Raw genomic sequence first — 15,333 nt, forward strand, 5'->3', positions numbered from 1 at the left:
AAAGCGTTAGGCGGGGCAGTCGCCCGGCCAGAACCGCGCCGCGGCAGCCTCTTCGCCATCCCGGCGATACTGCTCCGCCAAGGCCCGTAGCTGTCCGCACGGCAGATCGGCATCGAGTTCCAAAGCCTGCTGCATTACGTCGGCGAACAGGTCCGGCGTGACCGCCGCTGCGGCAAGGGGAATGGAATTTACCTGCCAGTGCCCGGCAGCCGCATAGCGCTCAGCCATGGCGCGGCGGCCGTCAGGTGTGCGCACCAGCCGCCCGAAGAGGTCCAGCGCCTGCGGTTGCAGGTCGCCGGTCGCCAGAAGGGCCGCGACGCGCCCTGCCGCTGCCTCGACATCGCCCGATTGCAGAGCGCCTTCCCCGGCCGCCAGTTGCGCCAGCGGATCGCGCCAACCTCGCCGCGCCGCCTCTTCAAGCGCGGCGAGTGCCATGTCGCTATCGCCTGAAAGATTGGCTGCGACAGCTAGCATGGACAAGCTCTCGGCAGGAATCGGACGCAGCCGGATCTGCTGGCGCGCGGCAGCCAGAGCAGCCTCCGTCTCACCTGCCAGCACCGCCTGCTCTACCCGCAGACCCGATGCATTGGCTGCAAACGCATCGGGAATTGTCGAAGCCAAATGTGGCTCGCTGCGCGATGCGCGGTCGAGCTGCGCCATGGTGAGCGCGCACGCCAGAACTATTAGCGATGCGATAAAAGCTATGCGTGCCATCATACCGCCTCCTCCCGCGAGGCGGTCAGCAGCATCAGCGCCAAGATCGCCGAAATGCACAGCAGCGTTTGCGCGCGTAGCGGATAATCGAGGAGGGATTGCGCAGCGATACAGGCGATCCCGAGGGCAGCAGCGAAGCCTTGCCATTCGCGCTTTCGCAATGCCGCAATAGTTGCCCAAACCAGCCAGAGCAGAGCCAACGCCAATCCCGGCACACCGGCCTCCAGCGCCAGCTCCAGATAGTCGTTATGCGCTCTGCCGGCACGCCGCTGGCTGACATATTCGAGCGACTCGGTAACCTGGAAAGTATCGTTGAACGCCCCCATGCCCGCGCCGACCGGAGCGAACTGGCCTGCAGCAAAGGCGGTATCCTCCCACATCTCCAGCCGGTCGGTCTGGACCACGCCGAACCGGTCGAGAGCATCCGCCACGCGCCCGCCTGTCATCGCCGATGCGGCGAGTGCGATAGCGAGGAGGCCGGCCACTCCTGACGCAGCGATCCACGGCTTGCCAAATCGCGCTGAAGACTCATCATCGGAGGACCTCGCTCGCACGATAGCCCGAATTGCGATGACCGCCAGAACGACTCCGAGAAGCACCATTCCGCTGCGCGATTGCGTGAGCACGCTCCCGAAAACAAGCATCGCACACGCAGCCGCGGTCATGAGGCGCCCCGGGCCGGTTCGCGCAACAGGCAAAGCTGCCAGCATCACGAGCGCAAGCACGAAAAACAGGGCGGTGCTGTTGCGGTTGGCAAAGGTCCCGTAAAGCACTGAGCGATCGATCTGGTCATCGAAGAGAATTCCGGCGCTAGTTCCGCTCGCCAGTTGGACTGCGCCCAGCAAAACCGCTCCGAGAGCACAGCCGATGATGCACCGCATGAGTGCGTAGCGTCCGCCAGTCGGCAATGTCGCGCCAACCGACAACACGGTCACTGGCACTACCAGCGCCCCAAAGGCGATGAGCGTGCGCATGGGATCGAGGCTGAAAGGCATCCAGACATCCGCACCGATGCCGGCAATCGAAAGACTCGTGGCAATCAGGTCTCTCCCGGGCAGTTCCTGCCACAAGACTGGCGGAAGCGAGACAAGCTGCAGCAGCGGAAGGGCAATGGTGGCCACGACGAGCCACAGCAAGGCTCGCGGCGCACTGGCAATGAAGCCGAAAACCCGCGCGCGATGGAGAGCCAAGATCGCAAGGGCCAGCAATTGTACGGCGAGATTTCGCAGCGGGTAGTTGCTGCCACCGCCGCCCAGCAGGACAGCTGTCACAATCAGCACTTGCAAGTGAAAGACAGGGCTCGTTACGCCCCAGCGCAAAGCACTGGCCCGGCCGGACAAGACGGCGTCAGAAACCAAGGTCAACGCCTTTGATGATCAGTCATGCGTCAGTCGTATATACGAGGCGCTATCAGGTGCCGGGCGAAGCGAAGAAGTCGCCGTCCTCACCGTCTTCCAGAAGGATAACGAATAGAGCCATCACGCCAGCCGCGCCCAAGACCCACAGCCAGCCCCCGCCGCAGTCATCATCGCCATCGAACTCGTCGATATCGAGGTCGTCTCGCTCGCATGCCTCGTCATCCTCATTGTCGAAGATCCCGGCAGGAGCCGCTGCAAGACCGGCCAGCGATACGCTCGCATCGGCAGCCCGCGTGTTCGCTTGCGCCGATAGCGGAGCCAGCGCGAGTGAAAGCGCGGCAAATGCGGCAATAGGCGTTTTCATCGGGCGTCTCCTGAACAGGCGCGTGATTGCAGTGTACTGGAAAGCGGCAAAACGCGCAACGCGCTGTAAACCGAGGGAAGGACCAACGCGCTGACGGCCTTCCTGTTACTCGACAAGCGGCGCGTAGCCATCGATATCCCCTCCGACAACAACATGCTCGCCGTAAGTCAGCCAGGCATGTGCACCGAATGGCTTGCCGTCCCCCCGCTGTGCGCCGATCACCAGCTGCGTGGCTATACCTTTTGCTGCCAGCCAGCGCTGCGCGGCCAGAGCCTGCACGAGGCAATCCGCCCTCCATGGCACGCGCGCTGCAACGCGCGGCATGGCGAATGCGACGCAGGACACCATCGCATGATCATCTGCGGCCGCTTGGTCATGCTGACGATGTGCCGCGGCGATGCGCCGGTTATCCGCCAGCATCGTCGCCGGATTTCGCTGCTCGAAATGGTGGCGCGCGCGAGCCAGTTCCAGCGTAGCCCTGGCAACGAACGGGGCGATCCTAGCCAGACCTCCAGGCGAAAGCGCATAACTGTCGCTGCTGCGCAGGTGAAAGGGATCGCTATCCATTGCGATACCTGCTGGCACGGATCGCGGCGAGTGCCAAGCATGGCCACAGCCCTTGAGGATTGGGCGTGCAGGTGTCACCCTAGCCATTCGCCATCCTTACAAGCTGATCTACGATGCAAACCGCCAATTTGTCCGAAAAACTGAAGGATCCAGCCTATCTGGACCGGCATCTCGTTGCTGCGACAATCGTCCGACAGCTTAGCGCGCTGGACTGGTACGATTCCCTGTTCCTGCGCCACTGGGTCGCCGCGCGCCGCTATCTCGCCATCGTCCGGCCAGACCGGCTGGCGCAGTTCGAAGACGGCTTCCTCGCCTTGAAACCGGCGGCGGGATTCGAGCCGATTATCCTTCGAGACATGCTGGGAGAAGCGCGCCGGAGCGAACTCGCGCAGATCGTGAGCGCCATGCCGCCGTCGCTTTTGGAAACACATGAACTGTCGAGCTTCGGTCGGTATGTCGTGCATGACCACCCGCCTTTCAGCGCCTTGCAGCAGGAATTGCTGCCACTGGTAAGCGATCATGCCGGGATGGCGCTGGAGGCAGGATACAATTTCCTCAGCCTCTACGGAGCCGAAGGGCGCTGCCCGCCGCACATGGACCAGCCGATATCGATGTTCACACTCGATTATTGCATCGATCAGGATGGCGAGTGGCCGATCCACTTCAGCCAGATGGTCGAGTGGCCGGAACTGGGTAAGGACCAGGCTTTGGCGATACACGAGATTGCAAGCGACGAACGCCTGCAGTTCCAGTCCGTCACTCTCCAGCCTGACGATGCCGTGTTCTTCTGCGGAAGCTCGCAATGGCATTATCGCGATCCCAAACCGGCCAGCGGCCACTGCCACTTGCTGTTCTTCCACTATTTCCCAGAAGGCTGTGCAGACCTGGTGACACCGTCTTCCTGGCCGCGCCATTTCGACTTGCCCGAGCTGGAACCGCTGCTGGACCTGCTGGCCGAAACTGGCGCTGCGAGCGACTGACTGGCGCAAATGAGCGGTATCGCAGCCATCTTCCATGCCGACGGCGCGCCGGCCGATATGGCGGCTCTGCGCCGCATGGTAGACGCTATGGCCTATCGCGGGCCGGACGGTAGCGAGATTGCCGAACACGGCTGCGCCGCGCTGGCCCACTTGGCACTGCATATCGACCCGGATGACAGGACGGTAAGCCAGCCAGTCGCATCGGCAGACGGGCGGCACCTTCTGGTGCTGGATGGCTTTCTCATCAACGGGCCGGAGCTGTGCCGCGATCTTGAAGAGCTGGGCGTCCCGCTTCGCGGCCGGTCCGATGCGGAAATCGTCGTGCAGGGCCTCGCAACCCGGGGCGAGGAAGCGGTCGAGCGGCTTGAGGGAGAGTTCGCCTTCGTCTGGGTCGATCTCGCCGAGCAGCGCGTGCTGTGTGCGCGCGATCATTATGGGCTGCGCCCACTCACCTATCATTGGGATGGCCCGCGGCTGATTGTGGCATCGGACGTTGCCGGCGTTCTGGCTGCGCTCGATCACACGCCACGGCCCAATCCGGGCTATCTCGCCGAGCATATCGCCAACGCCTGGTACACCCGCGACGAAACGCCGTGGGAAGGCGTCAAGAAGCTGGAACCGGCGCACGCCCTGACACTGGCGAGAGGCGATAGCAGCCCGGCTTTGCGCGAATACTGGCGCGTGCCCACCCAGGTCGATATCCGCTATCGCAGCGATGCCGAATATGCCGAGCATTATCGCGCCATGCTTGACGAGGTCGTCCGGCGCTGCGCCACCAGCGATCAACCGGTAGCATTCGAAGTCAGTGGCGGGCTGGACTCATCCGCAGTCTTCGGCCTCGCCCATGCAGCCGCACAGCGCGGGGAACTGGCCGCGCCCGGCATGGCGGGTTATGCGTTAAAAGGCGTGCCGGGCGATCATTCGGACGAGCGCCGATATTATCGCGCCGTGTCGGAGCATACCGGTCGCACGATCAACGAGATAGACCTGCCTGCCACTCCGCTGCCGGCCTTCATTGCACAGGGTATAGCCGACGGGACGCTATCCTTCCCGCCGAATACGGAAATGCTCGGCGCGCTCCTGGCAAACGCACGCAGCAATGGCAGCCGCATCTGCCTGACCGGCCAAGGCGGCGATATCTGGCTCGATGGATATGAGCGCCATTATGCAGAAAGCCTGCGCATCGGCGATTATTCCGGGCTTGGCATGGGTTGGAACGCCGACCGGCAATCGCGTGGCAGTGCAGCGGCGACGCTACGCCTCTTACGCTACGGACTTTTGCCGCTGGCTCCGGAAGCGCTCAAGAAGGGAGCGCGCCGCCTGCGGCCGATCCGCCGCGACCCGCTTTCCGACCATCTATGGTTGTCCCCACGCCTTCGCGAAATGCTGGAGAAGCGCAAGCGCCGCTTCGAGGCGCAATTCGATAAGATCCCGTACCCTGCCGCACGCAAGATGCGAAAAATGATGAATCCTCATGTCGGCCTGTCGCTCGAAATGCTGGACCTGCTCGCCGCGCGCCTCGGCATGGAGTACCGGCATCCGATGATGTCGCGCTGCTTCGTGGAGTTTGCTGCGCGCACGCCCGAGCACCTTCGCTTGCGCGGCACCACCCGGCGCTACCTGCACCGCGAGGCGATGCGCGATGTGCTGCCGGAACTGGTTCGCATCCGACGCAGCAAGGCCATCTTCGATACGACCTTCCTGCGTCTGGAGCGCGACATGGAGACTTTCTGTCTTGATGCCGCCGGAAACGCGCCTTTCAGCGAGTGGATCGATCGCGCTGAAATGACCGCTTTGTTCGATCAATGTCGCGGCGCAGCATTTGACGAACAGGCCATTTGGGAGCTATGGGGAGTATTCACCGCCGCAGCGTTTTCACAAGTCGTGCGGCGCGAAAGTTCCGCTGGAGATTAAGGCCATGCAGATCAAGGATCACAAGAAGAAGCCGTATAAGCGGCCTGAACTGACTGTGTTCGGTAGCGTGCGCAATCTCACGGGCGGCAGCGCTGGTCGGATGAACGGCGACGGCGGATTCATGACGATGGTCTGATCGCGAAGAGCCTTTGATAGTGTTTGAAGAGCGCCTTTTGGCGCTCTTTTCGTCTCTATCGATGACTTTATCCGGCACAGACCTTGCGACAAGCGCCCGGTCGCAGCAGACAGCTTTTCATGGCGCGTATCCTCGATGAACATTATGGTTATCTGTCGCTGAAAGGCCGGGCCGAGGCTTTCGGCCGCGCTTTTCGGGAGATTATCCGGCCGGGAGATGTCGTCGCGGATCTCGGCTGCGGGTTCGGCGTATTGGGCCTGCAAGCCATAGAGGCTGGCGCATCGCATGTATTCGGTATCGACCAGTCCGACGCTATCGAGATCGCCCGCGAAACCATAAGGCGCGAAGGGCTGGAGGATCGCTACACCACCATAAGGGGGCGGACATTCGAGGTGGACTTGCCCGAGAAGGTCGATGTCCTGATCTGCGATCATATCGGTTTTTTCGGCGTGGACTACGGTCTGCTTGCCATGCTGGCGGATGCGCGGACGCGGTTTCTCAAACCCGGCGGACGGATCGTGCCTGCAGCAATCGAGCTTTTGCTTGCCCCCGCTCAGAATAGCGATGCGCGCGCGAAGGCCGACCGCTGGACGCGCGACCCGGTGCCAAGTGCTTTCCACTGGCTCGAGAACCATGGCGTCAATTCGACTTTCCCGCATCAGTTCGAAGCAAGCGACCTGCTTGGAGACGCGCAGCTTGTTGCCCAGATCGACCTGACGCGGGGCACGCCGGAGAGCCTCTCCTTCGCAGGTGAGCTTAGGATCGCGAGAGGTGGGATATTCCATGGCCTTTCCGCTTTTTTCAGAAGCACGCTTGCCGAAGGGGTCGCACTGACGAACGCGCCCGGGCGTGCAGAGGCCATCGCCCGGCCCCAGCTGTTCCTGCCCTGCCGCGAACCTTTCAAGGTGGCACCAGGCGAACGTGTCGCAGTCAAGCTGACGATCGCGCACGACCCCCTATTTCTCAATTGGAGCGTCACTCCCCCGGCTGCCGATCGTGCGCAACATATGTCGACATGGCACGCGGCCATCCTGACCGAACACGACCTGGCGGCGAAGACGGGTGAGAAGCTGTCCCGCGGTCGTCAGGCCGAAGCGCGTTTCGCGCTGCTGCGATTACTCGATGGCACGCGCAGCCGGGACGAGGTCGAAACGGCCATGCTCGATCTGCACTCGGACCTGTTTCCCTCTTCGAGGGCACTGCGCGATTTCATCCGCCGCGAACTGCCGGAAAATCTCGCGTGACCTATTGCATCGAGATTGCATCTCCGCGCGCGCAAATCGCCTTGCAGGGTAGACCTTACGACCGCTGGATAACGCCGTCAGGCGCGGTGATGGCCGAATTCTATAGGGAGAATGATGCGATCCGCATTCGCTTTGCCGAACAAGCGGATGTGCTGGTGCGCGCCGGTATCGCTACCTGCTACCCGGCCGAAGGGGTTTTGCAGGACGATTTGGAGACTCTGGTCGCCAATTCGCTGCGCCCACTGCTCGCCAATCATTCCGGCGACCTTAATCTGCATGGCAGCGCCTGCGCCACACCCTTCGGTGCCCTAGCTTTCGTCGGACAATCACGCCTCGGGAAGACAACGCTCGCTGCTGCCTGCGCCCGCGCAGGGCATCCCTTCCTTGCCGAAGACACCATCGCTCTGGAAAAGCAGGATGGCACCTACCTGGTCCTGCCACAGCGCCCGATCATGCGCCTGTTTGCCGACAGCGCGCAGCATCTGGGCCTCACAACTGATGGGGCTCGCGCCAGTGACGACAAGAGGACGGTTCACGCCAGCGCAAAGCTGCCTTTCGCCGGTGGCCCGGCGCCGCTCGCCGCCATCATGGTTCTCGGCCCCGGCGACGCGACCGCTCCGATTTTCCAGCCGCTGGACCCGCAGCCCGGACTGGCTGAAATCATGTCGCAGGCTTTCGTTCTGGATGTGGAAGACAAACCCCGGCTTCGCTCCCATTTCGGGCGGCTGACCGACTTGGCCCTCGCAGTGCCGTTTATCGCCCTTGATTACCCGCGCAATTATGCGATTTTGCCCGAAGTGGTCGCCGCACTGGTGGATCGCATCGCGGAAATGCAAGGGTCGTGACGATGGATTCCGAGACTGTGATTGCCAGGAACGAAGATATCGTCGCGCGTGAAGTGGGCGGGGAAACCGTCCTGCTCGACCTGCAAGGCGGCACCTATTACGGCCTTAATGAAGTCGGGGGCAGGATTTGGGCCATGCTCGAAACAGACAGCCATTCTATCGCTGCGATCTGCGACGTGCTGGAAACCGAGTTCGATGCAGCCCGTGGCGAGCTCGAGGCCGATGTAAAAGCGCTGACCGCCGATCTGAAAGAAAACGGCCTCGTCAGTTTAACCGGCTAGCTTCGCCGCTTGCTGCCACTTGCCAGCCCTATCGCTTTCGATATGACGTAACGCAGTTTGAGAAGCGCAACGGGCCAGCCAGCTGCCTGCGGGAACGCCTCACGCAGTTGGTCGTCGCTTGGCGATGCCATTGCTGCGAGAAAATGCGCTTTTCGGCGGAGACCGGATGAGGCCAGAAAATCCCGCTTGACCCTTTCGAGGCGATCCGCGCTCGCAAGGTAGCGCAATATTCGATGGTCGGATGGAGCGCTCCGGAGGGGTGCGAGTTGCTCCTCTCCCACCGGAACGCCCAGTCTGGCCGACGCATCTGCGACGGCCTTTGCGAGCAAGGGTCCAATGCCGCTCTTCCGCGCGGAGCGGTGCAACACGGCCCAGTCGGTAGGCCCCATCGCGCGCAACAACAGAGCCGTGTCATAGGTCCAGATGAGTCGGCGCGGTCCGGTCATTCTTTCACCGTCGATATAATAGCCCAGGATAGCGTGATATTCCGCGTTGAGCGCAAGCTGTATCAGACTGTCTGCATAGCCGAGGCTGCGTGCGCCCTCGTGAAGACCCGGTAGCGCGATAGTACGCTCCAGCACCTCTTCCATCGGCAGGGCGCGCTGGAGCAGCGGGGAATCCACGACCTGCCAGTGCAAGTCGACGTCGTGAGTTAATCCGCCAGCATCCTCAATGGACCAGCTTTCCTGGAAGAGAACGCCATGCGGCGGTGCCTCGCGTTTAAAGCCACGGCTGCTCAACACTTCGCGCGCCGCCTCGACCTGCGCCTCCGGTATCAGCACATCGCTATCGCCGCGGGTGCGAGCGGCGGGGTTGGCGTATAGCGCGTAAGCAAACGCCGTGCCCTTCATCATCACCGGCGAAATGCCGGCATCGCCAAACTGCGCAAGCAGGGGCGTAATGGCGTGTCGATGCGATGCCTCCCAGTACTCGCGTTGCATCGCTTGGCGGCGCACCGTGATTGCGACATCTTCGGGCAATTTCGCAAATGCATCGGCACTGTCGACCAGCAGATGTGCGATCCCGTGATAGGCTATGCGCCGCGAAATTGTCTGCGATGAGCATCGCGCCGGAACTGGTGTCTGGCCAACCGATCTCCCAGCGCCGCGCAGCAAGGCAGCCAGCCAGTCGTCGATGATCTGCGCTTCGCCCATACCCAGCGGTGTGCCGGTAGTGCCGCCTATTGGCAATGGTGAGCACGACCACCGCCGCGATCACGGTTGACCCGCCTTCTCGCCGCTGCAATGCAACGGCCATGGCAGCATCGGCTTCGGGACGGGACAGGGCATGACACGTAAGGGGATTATCCTAGCCGGTGGGTCCGGCACGCGGCTCTATCCGCTGACGCGCGGCGTCTCGAAACAGCTGATGCCGGTCTACGACAAGCCGATGATCTACTACCCGCTCAGCACGCTAATGCTGGCGGGTATTCGCGATATCCTGATAATCACCACGCCTGAAGACCAGCCGCAATTCCAGCGCGTGCTGGGTGACGGTTCGGATTTTGGCGTCGCGCTCAGCTATGCCGTGCAGCCGAACCCGGACGGGCTGGCGCAGGCCTTTCATATCGGCGCGGACTTTATCGGCGGCGACGCCAGCGCTTTAGTGCTGGGCGACAACATTTTCTACGGCCACGGCCTGCCCGAAGTGCTGCATTCCGCGCATGCGCGTGACGCCGGCGCGAGCGTGTTCGCCTATCGGGTGAAGGATCCGACCGCCTATGGCGTGGTCGCTTTCGACGCGAACGGCCGTGCTTCCTCGATCGAGGAAAAGCCCGAAAAGCCGAAATCGAATTACGCGGTCACGGGCCTGTATTTCTACGATGACACGGTGGTGGAGCGAGCACGCGCGTTGAAGCCATCGGCGCGCGGCGAACTGGAAATCACCGATCTCAACCGGCTCTACATGGATCACGGCCAGCTCAATGTGGAAATCATGGGACGCGGTTTCGCTTGGCTCGACACCGGCACGCATGCCTCGCTGCTCGATGCGGCCAGCTATGTGCGCATCACCGAGGAGCGGCAGGGCCTGAAAATCTGTTGCCCGGAGGAAATCGCTTGGCGGCAGGGTTTTATCGACGATGCCGGGCTGGAAGCGATTGCCGCGCCGCTGCAGAAGTCAGGCTATGGCGACTATCTGATGGCGCTGCTGGATGAAGGGCGCGGCTGATGCAGGTGATCCCCTGCGACATCGAAGGGCCGCTAATTATAGAGCCGGACGTGTTCGGCGACGAGCGCGGCTTCTTTTTCGAAAGCTGGAATGCGGACCGCCTCGCCGAGTACGGCCTGCCTTCGCATTTCGTGCAGGACAATCACTCGCGCTCGCAAAAAGGTGTGCTGCGCGGCCTTCATTTCCAGAACCCCGGCCCGCAGGGCAAGCTGGTGCGCGTTGTGTCAGGTGCCGTTTTCGATGTCGCGGTGGACCTGCGGCGTAGCTCGCCGACTTTCGGCAAGTGGACCGGCACGAAGCTGAGCGCAGAGAACAAGCGCATGCTCTGGGTGCCACAAGGCTTCGCCCACGGTTTCCTGACGCTGCAGGACGACACCGATTTTCTCTATAAATGCGACGCGCCCTATGCCCCGGAGCATGAGCATACCCTAGCTTGGGACGATCCCGATATCGGCATAGACTGGCCGCTGGACGGCGTGGGGCCGATTCTGTCCGCCAAGGACGGCGAAGGGCAGTCGCTGGCGAGCGTAGCGACCTTCCCATGAAAGTGCTCGTCATCGGATCGGGCGGACAGGTGGGCTGCGCATTGCTGGCGACGGCGCCCAGCGCATTTACGATCACCCACGCGAGCCGCGCCGAGTGCGATCTTGCCGATGCAGATGCGGTGCGCGCGCTCATTGGCGATGCCTCGCCCGCTATTGTCATCAACGCAGCCGCTTACACGGCAGTTGATGCAGCAGAGAGCGACGAAGAGGCTGCCCGCGCAGTCAATGCCGAAGCAGTCGCCAATCTTGTTGGGGCGCATGCGGGCAAGCTAGTGCAAATCGGTACCGATTTCGTGTTCGACGGCAGCGCAAATCGTCCATACCAGCCAGATGACGAGCGCGCGCCACTTTCGGTCTATGGCGCGACAAAGGCGGCAGGCGAAGACCACCTTCGTCCCACCGATCTGCTGGTCCGCACCAGCTGGGTCTATGGCGCGGGAGGGCGCAATTTCGTGACCACCATGCTACGCCTCATGCGCGAAAAGGACGAGGTTCGTGTCGTGTCCGACCAGATTGGCTCGCCGACATGGGCAAACGGCCTTGCCTCCACGATCTGGAAGCTTGTCGGGAAGGAAGCCGCCGGCACTTTTCATCATAGCGATGCGGGGGTTGCAAGCTGGTACGATTTTGCCGTCGCCATCCAGGAAGAAGCGCGCGCCATGGGTTTGCTGGACCGTTCCGCTCCGATAATCCCGATTCGCACCACCAATTATCCGACAGCTGCGCGCCGGCCGCCTTTTTCCGTTCTGGACAGCAGCGCCACGCGCGCTCTTCTGCAGGATGGCTATACGCACTGGCGGCTGAATTTGTGGCACATGCTGCGCGAGGAGAAAGCACTTGGCTAATTTGCTGGTCACTGGCGGGGCCGGGTTTATCGGCGGCAATTTCGTGCACTATTGGGCGCAGCAAAACCCGGGCGACGCCGTCGCCGTGCTCGACAGCCTGACTTATGCCGGGAATGAAAGCACAATTGCCGGCGTCGAGCAGGCCGAACTGGTCAAAGGCGATATTCGCGACACCGCGCTGGTCGAAGCGCTGCTGCGCGACCGCGACATCGCCAGCATCGTCCATTTCGCGGCGGAGAGCCATGTCGATCGCTCGATCAGCGGGCCGGACGCGTTTATCGACACCAATATCCTCGGCACGAACAGCCTGTTGAAGGCGGCGCGAACAGTGTGGCTGGACGAGGGAAGCGGCAAGCCGCATCGATTCCATCACATCTCCACCGACGAGGTGTACGGATCGCTGGGGCCCGACGATCCGGCGTTCAGCGAGACTCACCAATATCAGCCGAACTCGCCCTATTCGGCATCGAAGGCGGCCTCGGACCATCTGGTACGCGCCTATCACCACACATTCGGGCTGGAGGTGACGACCAGCAATTGTTCGAACAATTACGGCCCGTACCAATATCCCGAAAAGCTGATCCCGCTTTTCCTGCTCAATGCGCTGCACGGGCGCGACCTGCCCATCTATGGCGATGGCATGAACGTGCGCGACTGGCTGCATGTCGAGGATCATTGCCGCGGCATCCATGCCTGCCTTACGCGCGGCCAGCCGGGCGAAACCTACAATATCGGCGGCGGCGCGGAATTGCCGAACATGGCGGTAATCGACCACATCTGCACCTCGGTCGACCGCGCTTTTGTTGAGATCGCCGGCTTGGCGGACCGTTACCCCGATGCTCCCGCCGCAAAGGGGCGGTCGACCAACGAGCTAAAGACATTCGTGACCGACCGGGCCGGGCATGACCGGCGATATGCGATCGATGAAACCAAGGCCCGCGCCGAACTGGATTACGCACCCTCGCACAGCTTCGAAGGCGGCATGGCGCACACGCTGCGCTGGTATCTCGAGAATGAAAGCTGGTGGCAGCCGCTGCTTCGAGGTTAAGCGAGCTGCGCTGACACAGCCTCTGCCAGTTCGGGCATGAATGGATAAGCGTCATCGCGCGTGAATGTCGGATCGGGCGCGAGAACGGGCGCTTCGGGCCACATGTCGCAAGCCTGTGCTATGGCACGCGACAGGGGATCCGCTTGAATGGAATCGACCGGAAAGATGTTCGGATGGCCATTCTCCCACGATTTGCACGTAAAGCGGTTCGTGATCGTGCGCAGGCCGAAATTTGCCATCTCCAATGGCGGATAGCTGGGATGGGGCGATGACATCAGACTCACGCCAACCGAACTTTGCAACAGGACTCGCGCGTAATCCTCCAGCGTCAGCTTGCCTAGCGACTGGATGCGCTTGCCATTCCCGAGTTCGATATCCGCATGCGCCGCGCCGGCCGACGCAATTTCCCATCTATCGCTTCCCGGACAATCACGCGCCCATGCGCGCAAACCGCGAACCAGAGCCGGAAAGCAATTGCGCGCGATGGAAGGGCGGCCATAAATGAGGATGCGTCGCTCACGTGTCGCGCCGGCCGCTTGCGCGAGAGCCGGTCGCAGAGCTTCGTTCATCACCGGTTCGAAAACAAAATCGCGTTCCGCCGTATGGCCCTGCAAGCAAGTGTAGGCCTGCAGATTTTTGCTATTAAAAATACGCCATAGCCGATCTGGAGAATCAAGCGCTTCGCGGGCCAGATTGAGCGCAGACGAAAACGGCATCATGTGCGGCTCGTAATCCTGCACCAGGTAGATGAGGGGCTTCGGCTGTGTCTCGAACTCGGTGGCCTGCTGTCGCAAGAGGGGCGAAATATTCAGCGTCGTCCACCAATTATACGTGAGAAACATTTCCCTCCGGCGAACGGGGATGACTGCATCATTGCCGCGAATGGCAAAGTGCTCGATGCGATGTTCACTAATGTCGGCAGCGGCGGCTGCCTTGTCGAAAATGTCGAAATCCGATTGCATCGTCGGGTTTGCTAGAATGACACGCAACGACACGCCGGGTGCGAGCTTCTGCAGTAGCCGTAAGGTCAGATCGATCCCGGTCGATATGCCGCCGTACAATTCCGACTGGGCCAGGTTCGGGAGCACGAAACTCAATCGTGGTTCTGCGCTGTCGTCCCTCTCCATCCGGTAATCCGCCAGGACCACGTCGTCGATCGGCGGTGGCGCGATCGCACCGCGCACGCCGCGAACTGCCCTGACAAGAGGGTGGGGGAGATTGCGTTTGAGCGCTTCTCGTATCTTGGGAAAGATCATGCGAGCGTCGCTTCAAGCGTAAGAAATTCTGCATTATCCAGCATTTGCGCCGGTGCTCGACGCATCGCGGCGCGCATGCCCTCTCTCTCGGCTTCGGGCGCGGCTTCCAGCGACGCCTCCCACATCCATGGGCGCACGGATTTTCGCAGATATTCACGTTTTATAACAAGGCCTGCAAAATCCAGCGCGCTGTGAAGGCCTCTCCGTGTTGGAATCGCCAGATGCCGGGGAGCCTCCAGGCCGCGCCAGTAGCGTCCAAAGATTTGTTGGCCGGTTGCAGCTGCATTGGGTGTTTCGATGAAAATTCGCCCGCTCGGTTTCAAAAATCGCGCCAATTGCCGCAGCACCAGGCGCGGCTCTGGCAAGTGCTCTAAAACATGCCCCAGAGTGATATGATCGAAACGGGCCTGCCAAGCCTCTTCCGGCAAAATCTCGGGCATGCAAACACGCAGCCCCAGTTGCTCAAGCCTGGTTACCACCCTCCGGTCGAAATCGACCCCCGCTACACGGTGACCAAGAGCCTGAAGCCGCAACAGAAAGCCGCCGGAACCGCAGCCGTAATCAAGCACCTCCCCCGGCGGCGGCGACACGAACCGATAGCGTGCGTCGGTCTCTGCGCGATTGCTGCTGACCAGCCGGTACAGGAGACTGCCTAGAGCGACGGTCAGTTCACTGCTCCCCCCGAACCGGCGCGCGATATAGGCGCGGCGCATCCAGCGCTTCATGCCGGGCGCGGCGTCATCGTCCAATTCTTCGTCATGGGTGTGATACCCTTTATATGCGGACTGGAGAGCCTCCGCAGTCGGTCGCTGCGGCTGCACAAGGCTGGCACACGCACCGCATCGTGCAAAATCGGTGGTGAAGGAGGCGGCGGCGAAAAACACGTCCGGCACCGCTTCGATCTCGAAGGCAAGCTTACTGCAACTGCAAAAAGGGCAGGCCTCGACCCTTTCGAAACAGCTATCCGGCCATTCCTGCCGAGCTTTTGTGTCGCGTGGCGCAGTCACGATCCCGTGCCGTTGACCCGCGACCGAGCGCGCCACCTGTCCATAGCTACGAAGGCGAAC

General features: G+C 61.9%; 17 protein-coding genes. 10 read left to right on the top strand and 7 right to left on the bottom strand.

Annotated features, from left to right (window positions below):
- Nucleotides 1–6: 6 nt before the first annotated feature.
- The 4 genes from BMF35_RS02440 to BMF35_RS02455 form a co-directional block, all read right to left on the bottom strand.
- Nucleotides 7–717, bottom strand: a complete 711-nt coding sequence (locus BMF35_RS02440) for a hypothetical protein (protein WP_156172113.1) — start codon at nucleotides 715–717, stop codon at nucleotides 7–9.
- Complete coding sequence (locus tag BMF35_RS02445; RefSeq protein WP_156172114.1) at nucleotides 714–1,994, bottom strand: O-antigen ligase family protein; 1,281 nt, start codon at nucleotides 1,992–1,994, stop codon at nucleotides 714–716. The genes BMF35_RS02440 and BMF35_RS02445 overlap by 4 nt, the downstream gene beginning before the upstream one ends.
- A 130-nt stretch (nucleotides 1,995–2,124) precedes the next feature.
- Nucleotides 2,125–2,436, bottom strand: coding sequence for a hypothetical protein (locus BMF35_RS02450; RefSeq protein WP_047006773.1), 312 nt, complete (start codon nucleotides 2,434–2,436; stop codon nucleotides 2,125–2,127).
- 105 nt (nucleotides 2,437–2,541) lie between these two features.
- Nucleotides 2,542–3,003 carry a lasso peptide biosynthesis B2 protein gene (locus BMF35_RS02455; RefSeq protein ID WP_052766028.1) on the bottom strand — a complete coding sequence of 154 codons (462 nt, stop codon included), beginning with the start codon at nucleotides 3,001–3,003 and terminating at the stop codon, nucleotides 2,542–2,544.
- A 113-nt stretch (nucleotides 3,004–3,116) separates the two neighbouring features.
- Here BMF35_RS02455 and BMF35_RS02460 point away from each other — a divergent pair, with 113 nt between their 5' ends.
- The 6 genes from BMF35_RS02460 (at nucleotide 3,117) to BMF35_RS02480 (ending at nucleotide 8,403) form a co-directional block, all read left to right on the top strand.
- Complete coding sequence (locus BMF35_RS02460) at nucleotides 3,117–3,983, top strand: hypothetical protein (RefSeq protein ID WP_047006774.1); 867 nt, start codon at nucleotides 3,117–3,119, stop codon at nucleotides 3,981–3,983.
- 9 nt (nucleotides 3,984–3,992) lie between these two features.
- The gene (locus BMF35_RS02465) at nucleotides 3,993–5,897 is read left to right on the top strand and encodes an asparagine synthetase B family protein (RefSeq protein WP_047006775.1); all 1,905 of its coding nucleotides are present in this window, start codon (nucleotides 3,993–3,995) and stop codon (nucleotides 5,895–5,897) included.
- A 4-nt stretch (nucleotides 5,898–5,901) separates the two neighbouring features.
- A complete protein-coding gene (locus tag BMF35_RS13920; RefSeq protein ID WP_257786334.1) occupies nucleotides 5,902–6,033 on the top strand; it encodes a hypothetical protein in 132 nt (43 codons plus the stop codon).
- Nucleotides 6,034–6,152: 119 nt separating this feature from the next.
- Nucleotides 6,153–7,277: a methyltransferase domain-containing protein gene (locus BMF35_RS02470; protein ID WP_052766030.1), complete on the top strand. Its 1,125-nt coding sequence runs from the start codon at nucleotides 6,153–6,155 to the stop codon at nucleotides 7,275–7,277.
- Nucleotides 7,274–8,122, top strand: a complete 849-nt coding sequence (locus tag BMF35_RS02475; protein ID WP_047006776.1) for a phosphoenolpyruvate carboxykinase (ATP) — start codon at nucleotides 7,274–7,276, stop codon at nucleotides 8,120–8,122. The genes BMF35_RS02470 and BMF35_RS02475 overlap by 4 nt, the downstream gene beginning before the upstream one ends.
- 2 nt (nucleotides 8,123–8,124) lie before the next feature.
- Nucleotides 8,125–8,403: a PqqD family protein gene (locus tag BMF35_RS02480; protein ID WP_047006777.1), complete on the top strand. Its 279-nt coding sequence runs from the start codon at nucleotides 8,125–8,127 to the stop codon at nucleotides 8,401–8,403.
- Here the strand turns inward: BMF35_RS02480 and BMF35_RS02485 are convergent.
- Entirely contained in the window at nucleotides 8,400–9,557 is a 1,158-nt protein-coding gene (locus tag BMF35_RS02485) for a nucleotidyltransferase family protein (protein ID WP_047006778.1), read from the bottom strand. The two genes, BMF35_RS02480 and BMF35_RS02485, sit on opposite strands and share 4 nt — an antisense overlap.
- A gap of 133 nt (nucleotides 9,558–9,690) precedes the next feature.
- On the opposite strand from BMF35_RS02485, the gene rfbA reads away from it, so the two are divergent.
- The 4 genes from rfbA to rfbB are packed head-to-tail and all read left to right on the top strand — an operon-like array spanning nucleotide 9,691 to nucleotide 13,010.
- Nucleotides 9,691–10,572: a glucose-1-phosphate thymidylyltransferase RfbA gene (gene rfbA / locus BMF35_RS02490; RefSeq protein ID WP_047006779.1), complete on the top strand. Its 882-nt coding sequence runs from the start codon at nucleotides 9,691–9,693 to the stop codon at nucleotides 10,570–10,572.
- A complete protein-coding gene (gene rfbC, locus BMF35_RS02495) occupies nucleotides 10,572–11,117 on the top strand; it encodes a dTDP-4-dehydrorhamnose 3,5-epimerase (protein ID WP_156172115.1) in 546 nt (181 codons plus the stop codon). Before rfbA ends, rfbC begins: the two co-directional genes overlap by 1 nt.
- A complete protein-coding gene (rfbD, locus tag BMF35_RS02500; protein ID WP_047006781.1) occupies nucleotides 11,114–11,962 on the top strand; it encodes a dTDP-4-dehydrorhamnose reductase in 849 nt (282 codons plus the stop codon). Before rfbC ends, rfbD begins: the two co-directional genes overlap by 4 nt.
- Nucleotides 11,955–13,010 carry a dTDP-glucose 4,6-dehydratase gene (gene rfbB / locus BMF35_RS02505; RefSeq protein WP_047006782.1) on the top strand — a complete coding sequence of 352 codons (1,056 nt, stop codon included), beginning with the start codon at nucleotides 11,955–11,957 and terminating at the stop codon, nucleotides 13,008–13,010. The genes rfbD and rfbB overlap by 8 nt, the downstream gene beginning before the upstream one ends.
- On the opposite strand, the gene BMF35_RS02510 is transcribed toward rfbB, so the two are convergent.
- The gene (locus tag BMF35_RS02510) at nucleotides 13,007–14,266 is read right to left on the bottom strand and encodes a rhamnosyltransferase WsaF family glycosyltransferase (protein WP_071961160.1); all 1,260 of its coding nucleotides are present in this window, start codon (nucleotides 14,264–14,266) and stop codon (nucleotides 13,007–13,009) included. The two genes, rfbB and BMF35_RS02510, sit on opposite strands and share 4 nt — an antisense overlap.
- A complete protein-coding gene (locus tag BMF35_RS02515; RefSeq protein ID WP_156172116.1) occupies nucleotides 14,263–15,273 on the bottom strand; it encodes a class I SAM-dependent methyltransferase in 1,011 nt (336 codons plus the stop codon). The genes BMF35_RS02510 and BMF35_RS02515 overlap by 4 nt, the downstream gene beginning before the upstream one ends.
- Nucleotides 15,274–15,333: the final 60 nt, after the last annotated feature.

This window comes from Aurantiacibacter gangjinensis, from assembly GCF_001886695.1.
GTDB classification, from domain to species: Bacteria; Pseudomonadota; Alphaproteobacteria; order Sphingomonadales; family Sphingomonadaceae; genus Alteraurantiacibacter; species Alteraurantiacibacter gangjinensis.

What these genes read in the sequence shown, in the direction of transcription:
- BMF35_RS02510 (WP_071961160.1), bottom strand. Translation starts at nt 14,266, where the DNA reads ATGATCTTTCCCAAGATACGAGAAGCGCTCAAACGCAATCTCCCCCAC.
- BMF35_RS02440 (WP_156172113.1), bottom strand. Translation starts at nt 717, where the DNA reads ATGATGGCACGCATAGCTTTTATCGCATCGCTAATAGTTCTGGCGTGC.
- BMF35_RS02455 (WP_052766028.1), bottom strand. Translation starts at nt 3,003, where the DNA reads ATGGATAGCGATCCCTTTCACCTGCGCAGCAGCGACAGTTATGCGCTT.
- BMF35_RS02460 (WP_047006774.1), top strand. Translation starts at nt 3,117, where the DNA reads ATGCAAACCGCCAATTTGTCCGAAAAACTGAAGGATCCAGCCTATCTG.
- BMF35_RS13920 (WP_257786334.1), top strand. Translation starts at nt 5,902, where the DNA reads ATGCAGATCAAGGATCACAAGAAGAAGCCGTATAAGCGGCCTGAACTG.
- BMF35_RS02465 (WP_047006775.1), top strand. Translation starts at nt 3,993, where the DNA reads ATGAGCGGTATCGCAGCCATCTTCCATGCCGACGGCGCGCCGGCCGAT.
- BMF35_RS02485 (WP_047006778.1), bottom strand. Translation starts at nt 9,557, where the DNA reads ATGGGCGAAGCGCAGATCATCGACGACTGGCTGGCTGCCTTGCTGCGC.
- BMF35_RS02450 (WP_047006773.1), bottom strand. Translation starts at nt 2,436, where the DNA reads ATGAAAACGCCTATTGCCGCATTTGCCGCGCTTTCACTCGCGCTGGCT.
- rfbD (WP_047006781.1), top strand. Translation starts at nt 11,114, where the DNA reads ATGAAAGTGCTCGTCATCGGATCGGGCGGACAGGTGGGCTGCGCATTG.
- BMF35_RS02470 (WP_052766030.1), top strand. Translation starts at nt 6,153, where the DNA reads ATGGCGCGTATCCTCGATGAACATTATGGTTATCTGTCGCTGAAAGGC.
- rfbA (WP_047006779.1), top strand. Translation starts at nt 9,691, where the DNA reads ATGACACGTAAGGGGATTATCCTAGCCGGTGGGTCCGGCACGCGGCTC.
- rfbC (WP_156172115.1), top strand. Translation starts at nt 10,572, where the DNA reads ATGCAGGTGATCCCCTGCGACATCGAAGGGCCGCTAATTATAGAGCCG.
- BMF35_RS02480 (WP_047006777.1), top strand. Translation starts at nt 8,125, where the DNA reads ATGGATTCCGAGACTGTGATTGCCAGGAACGAAGATATCGTCGCGCGT.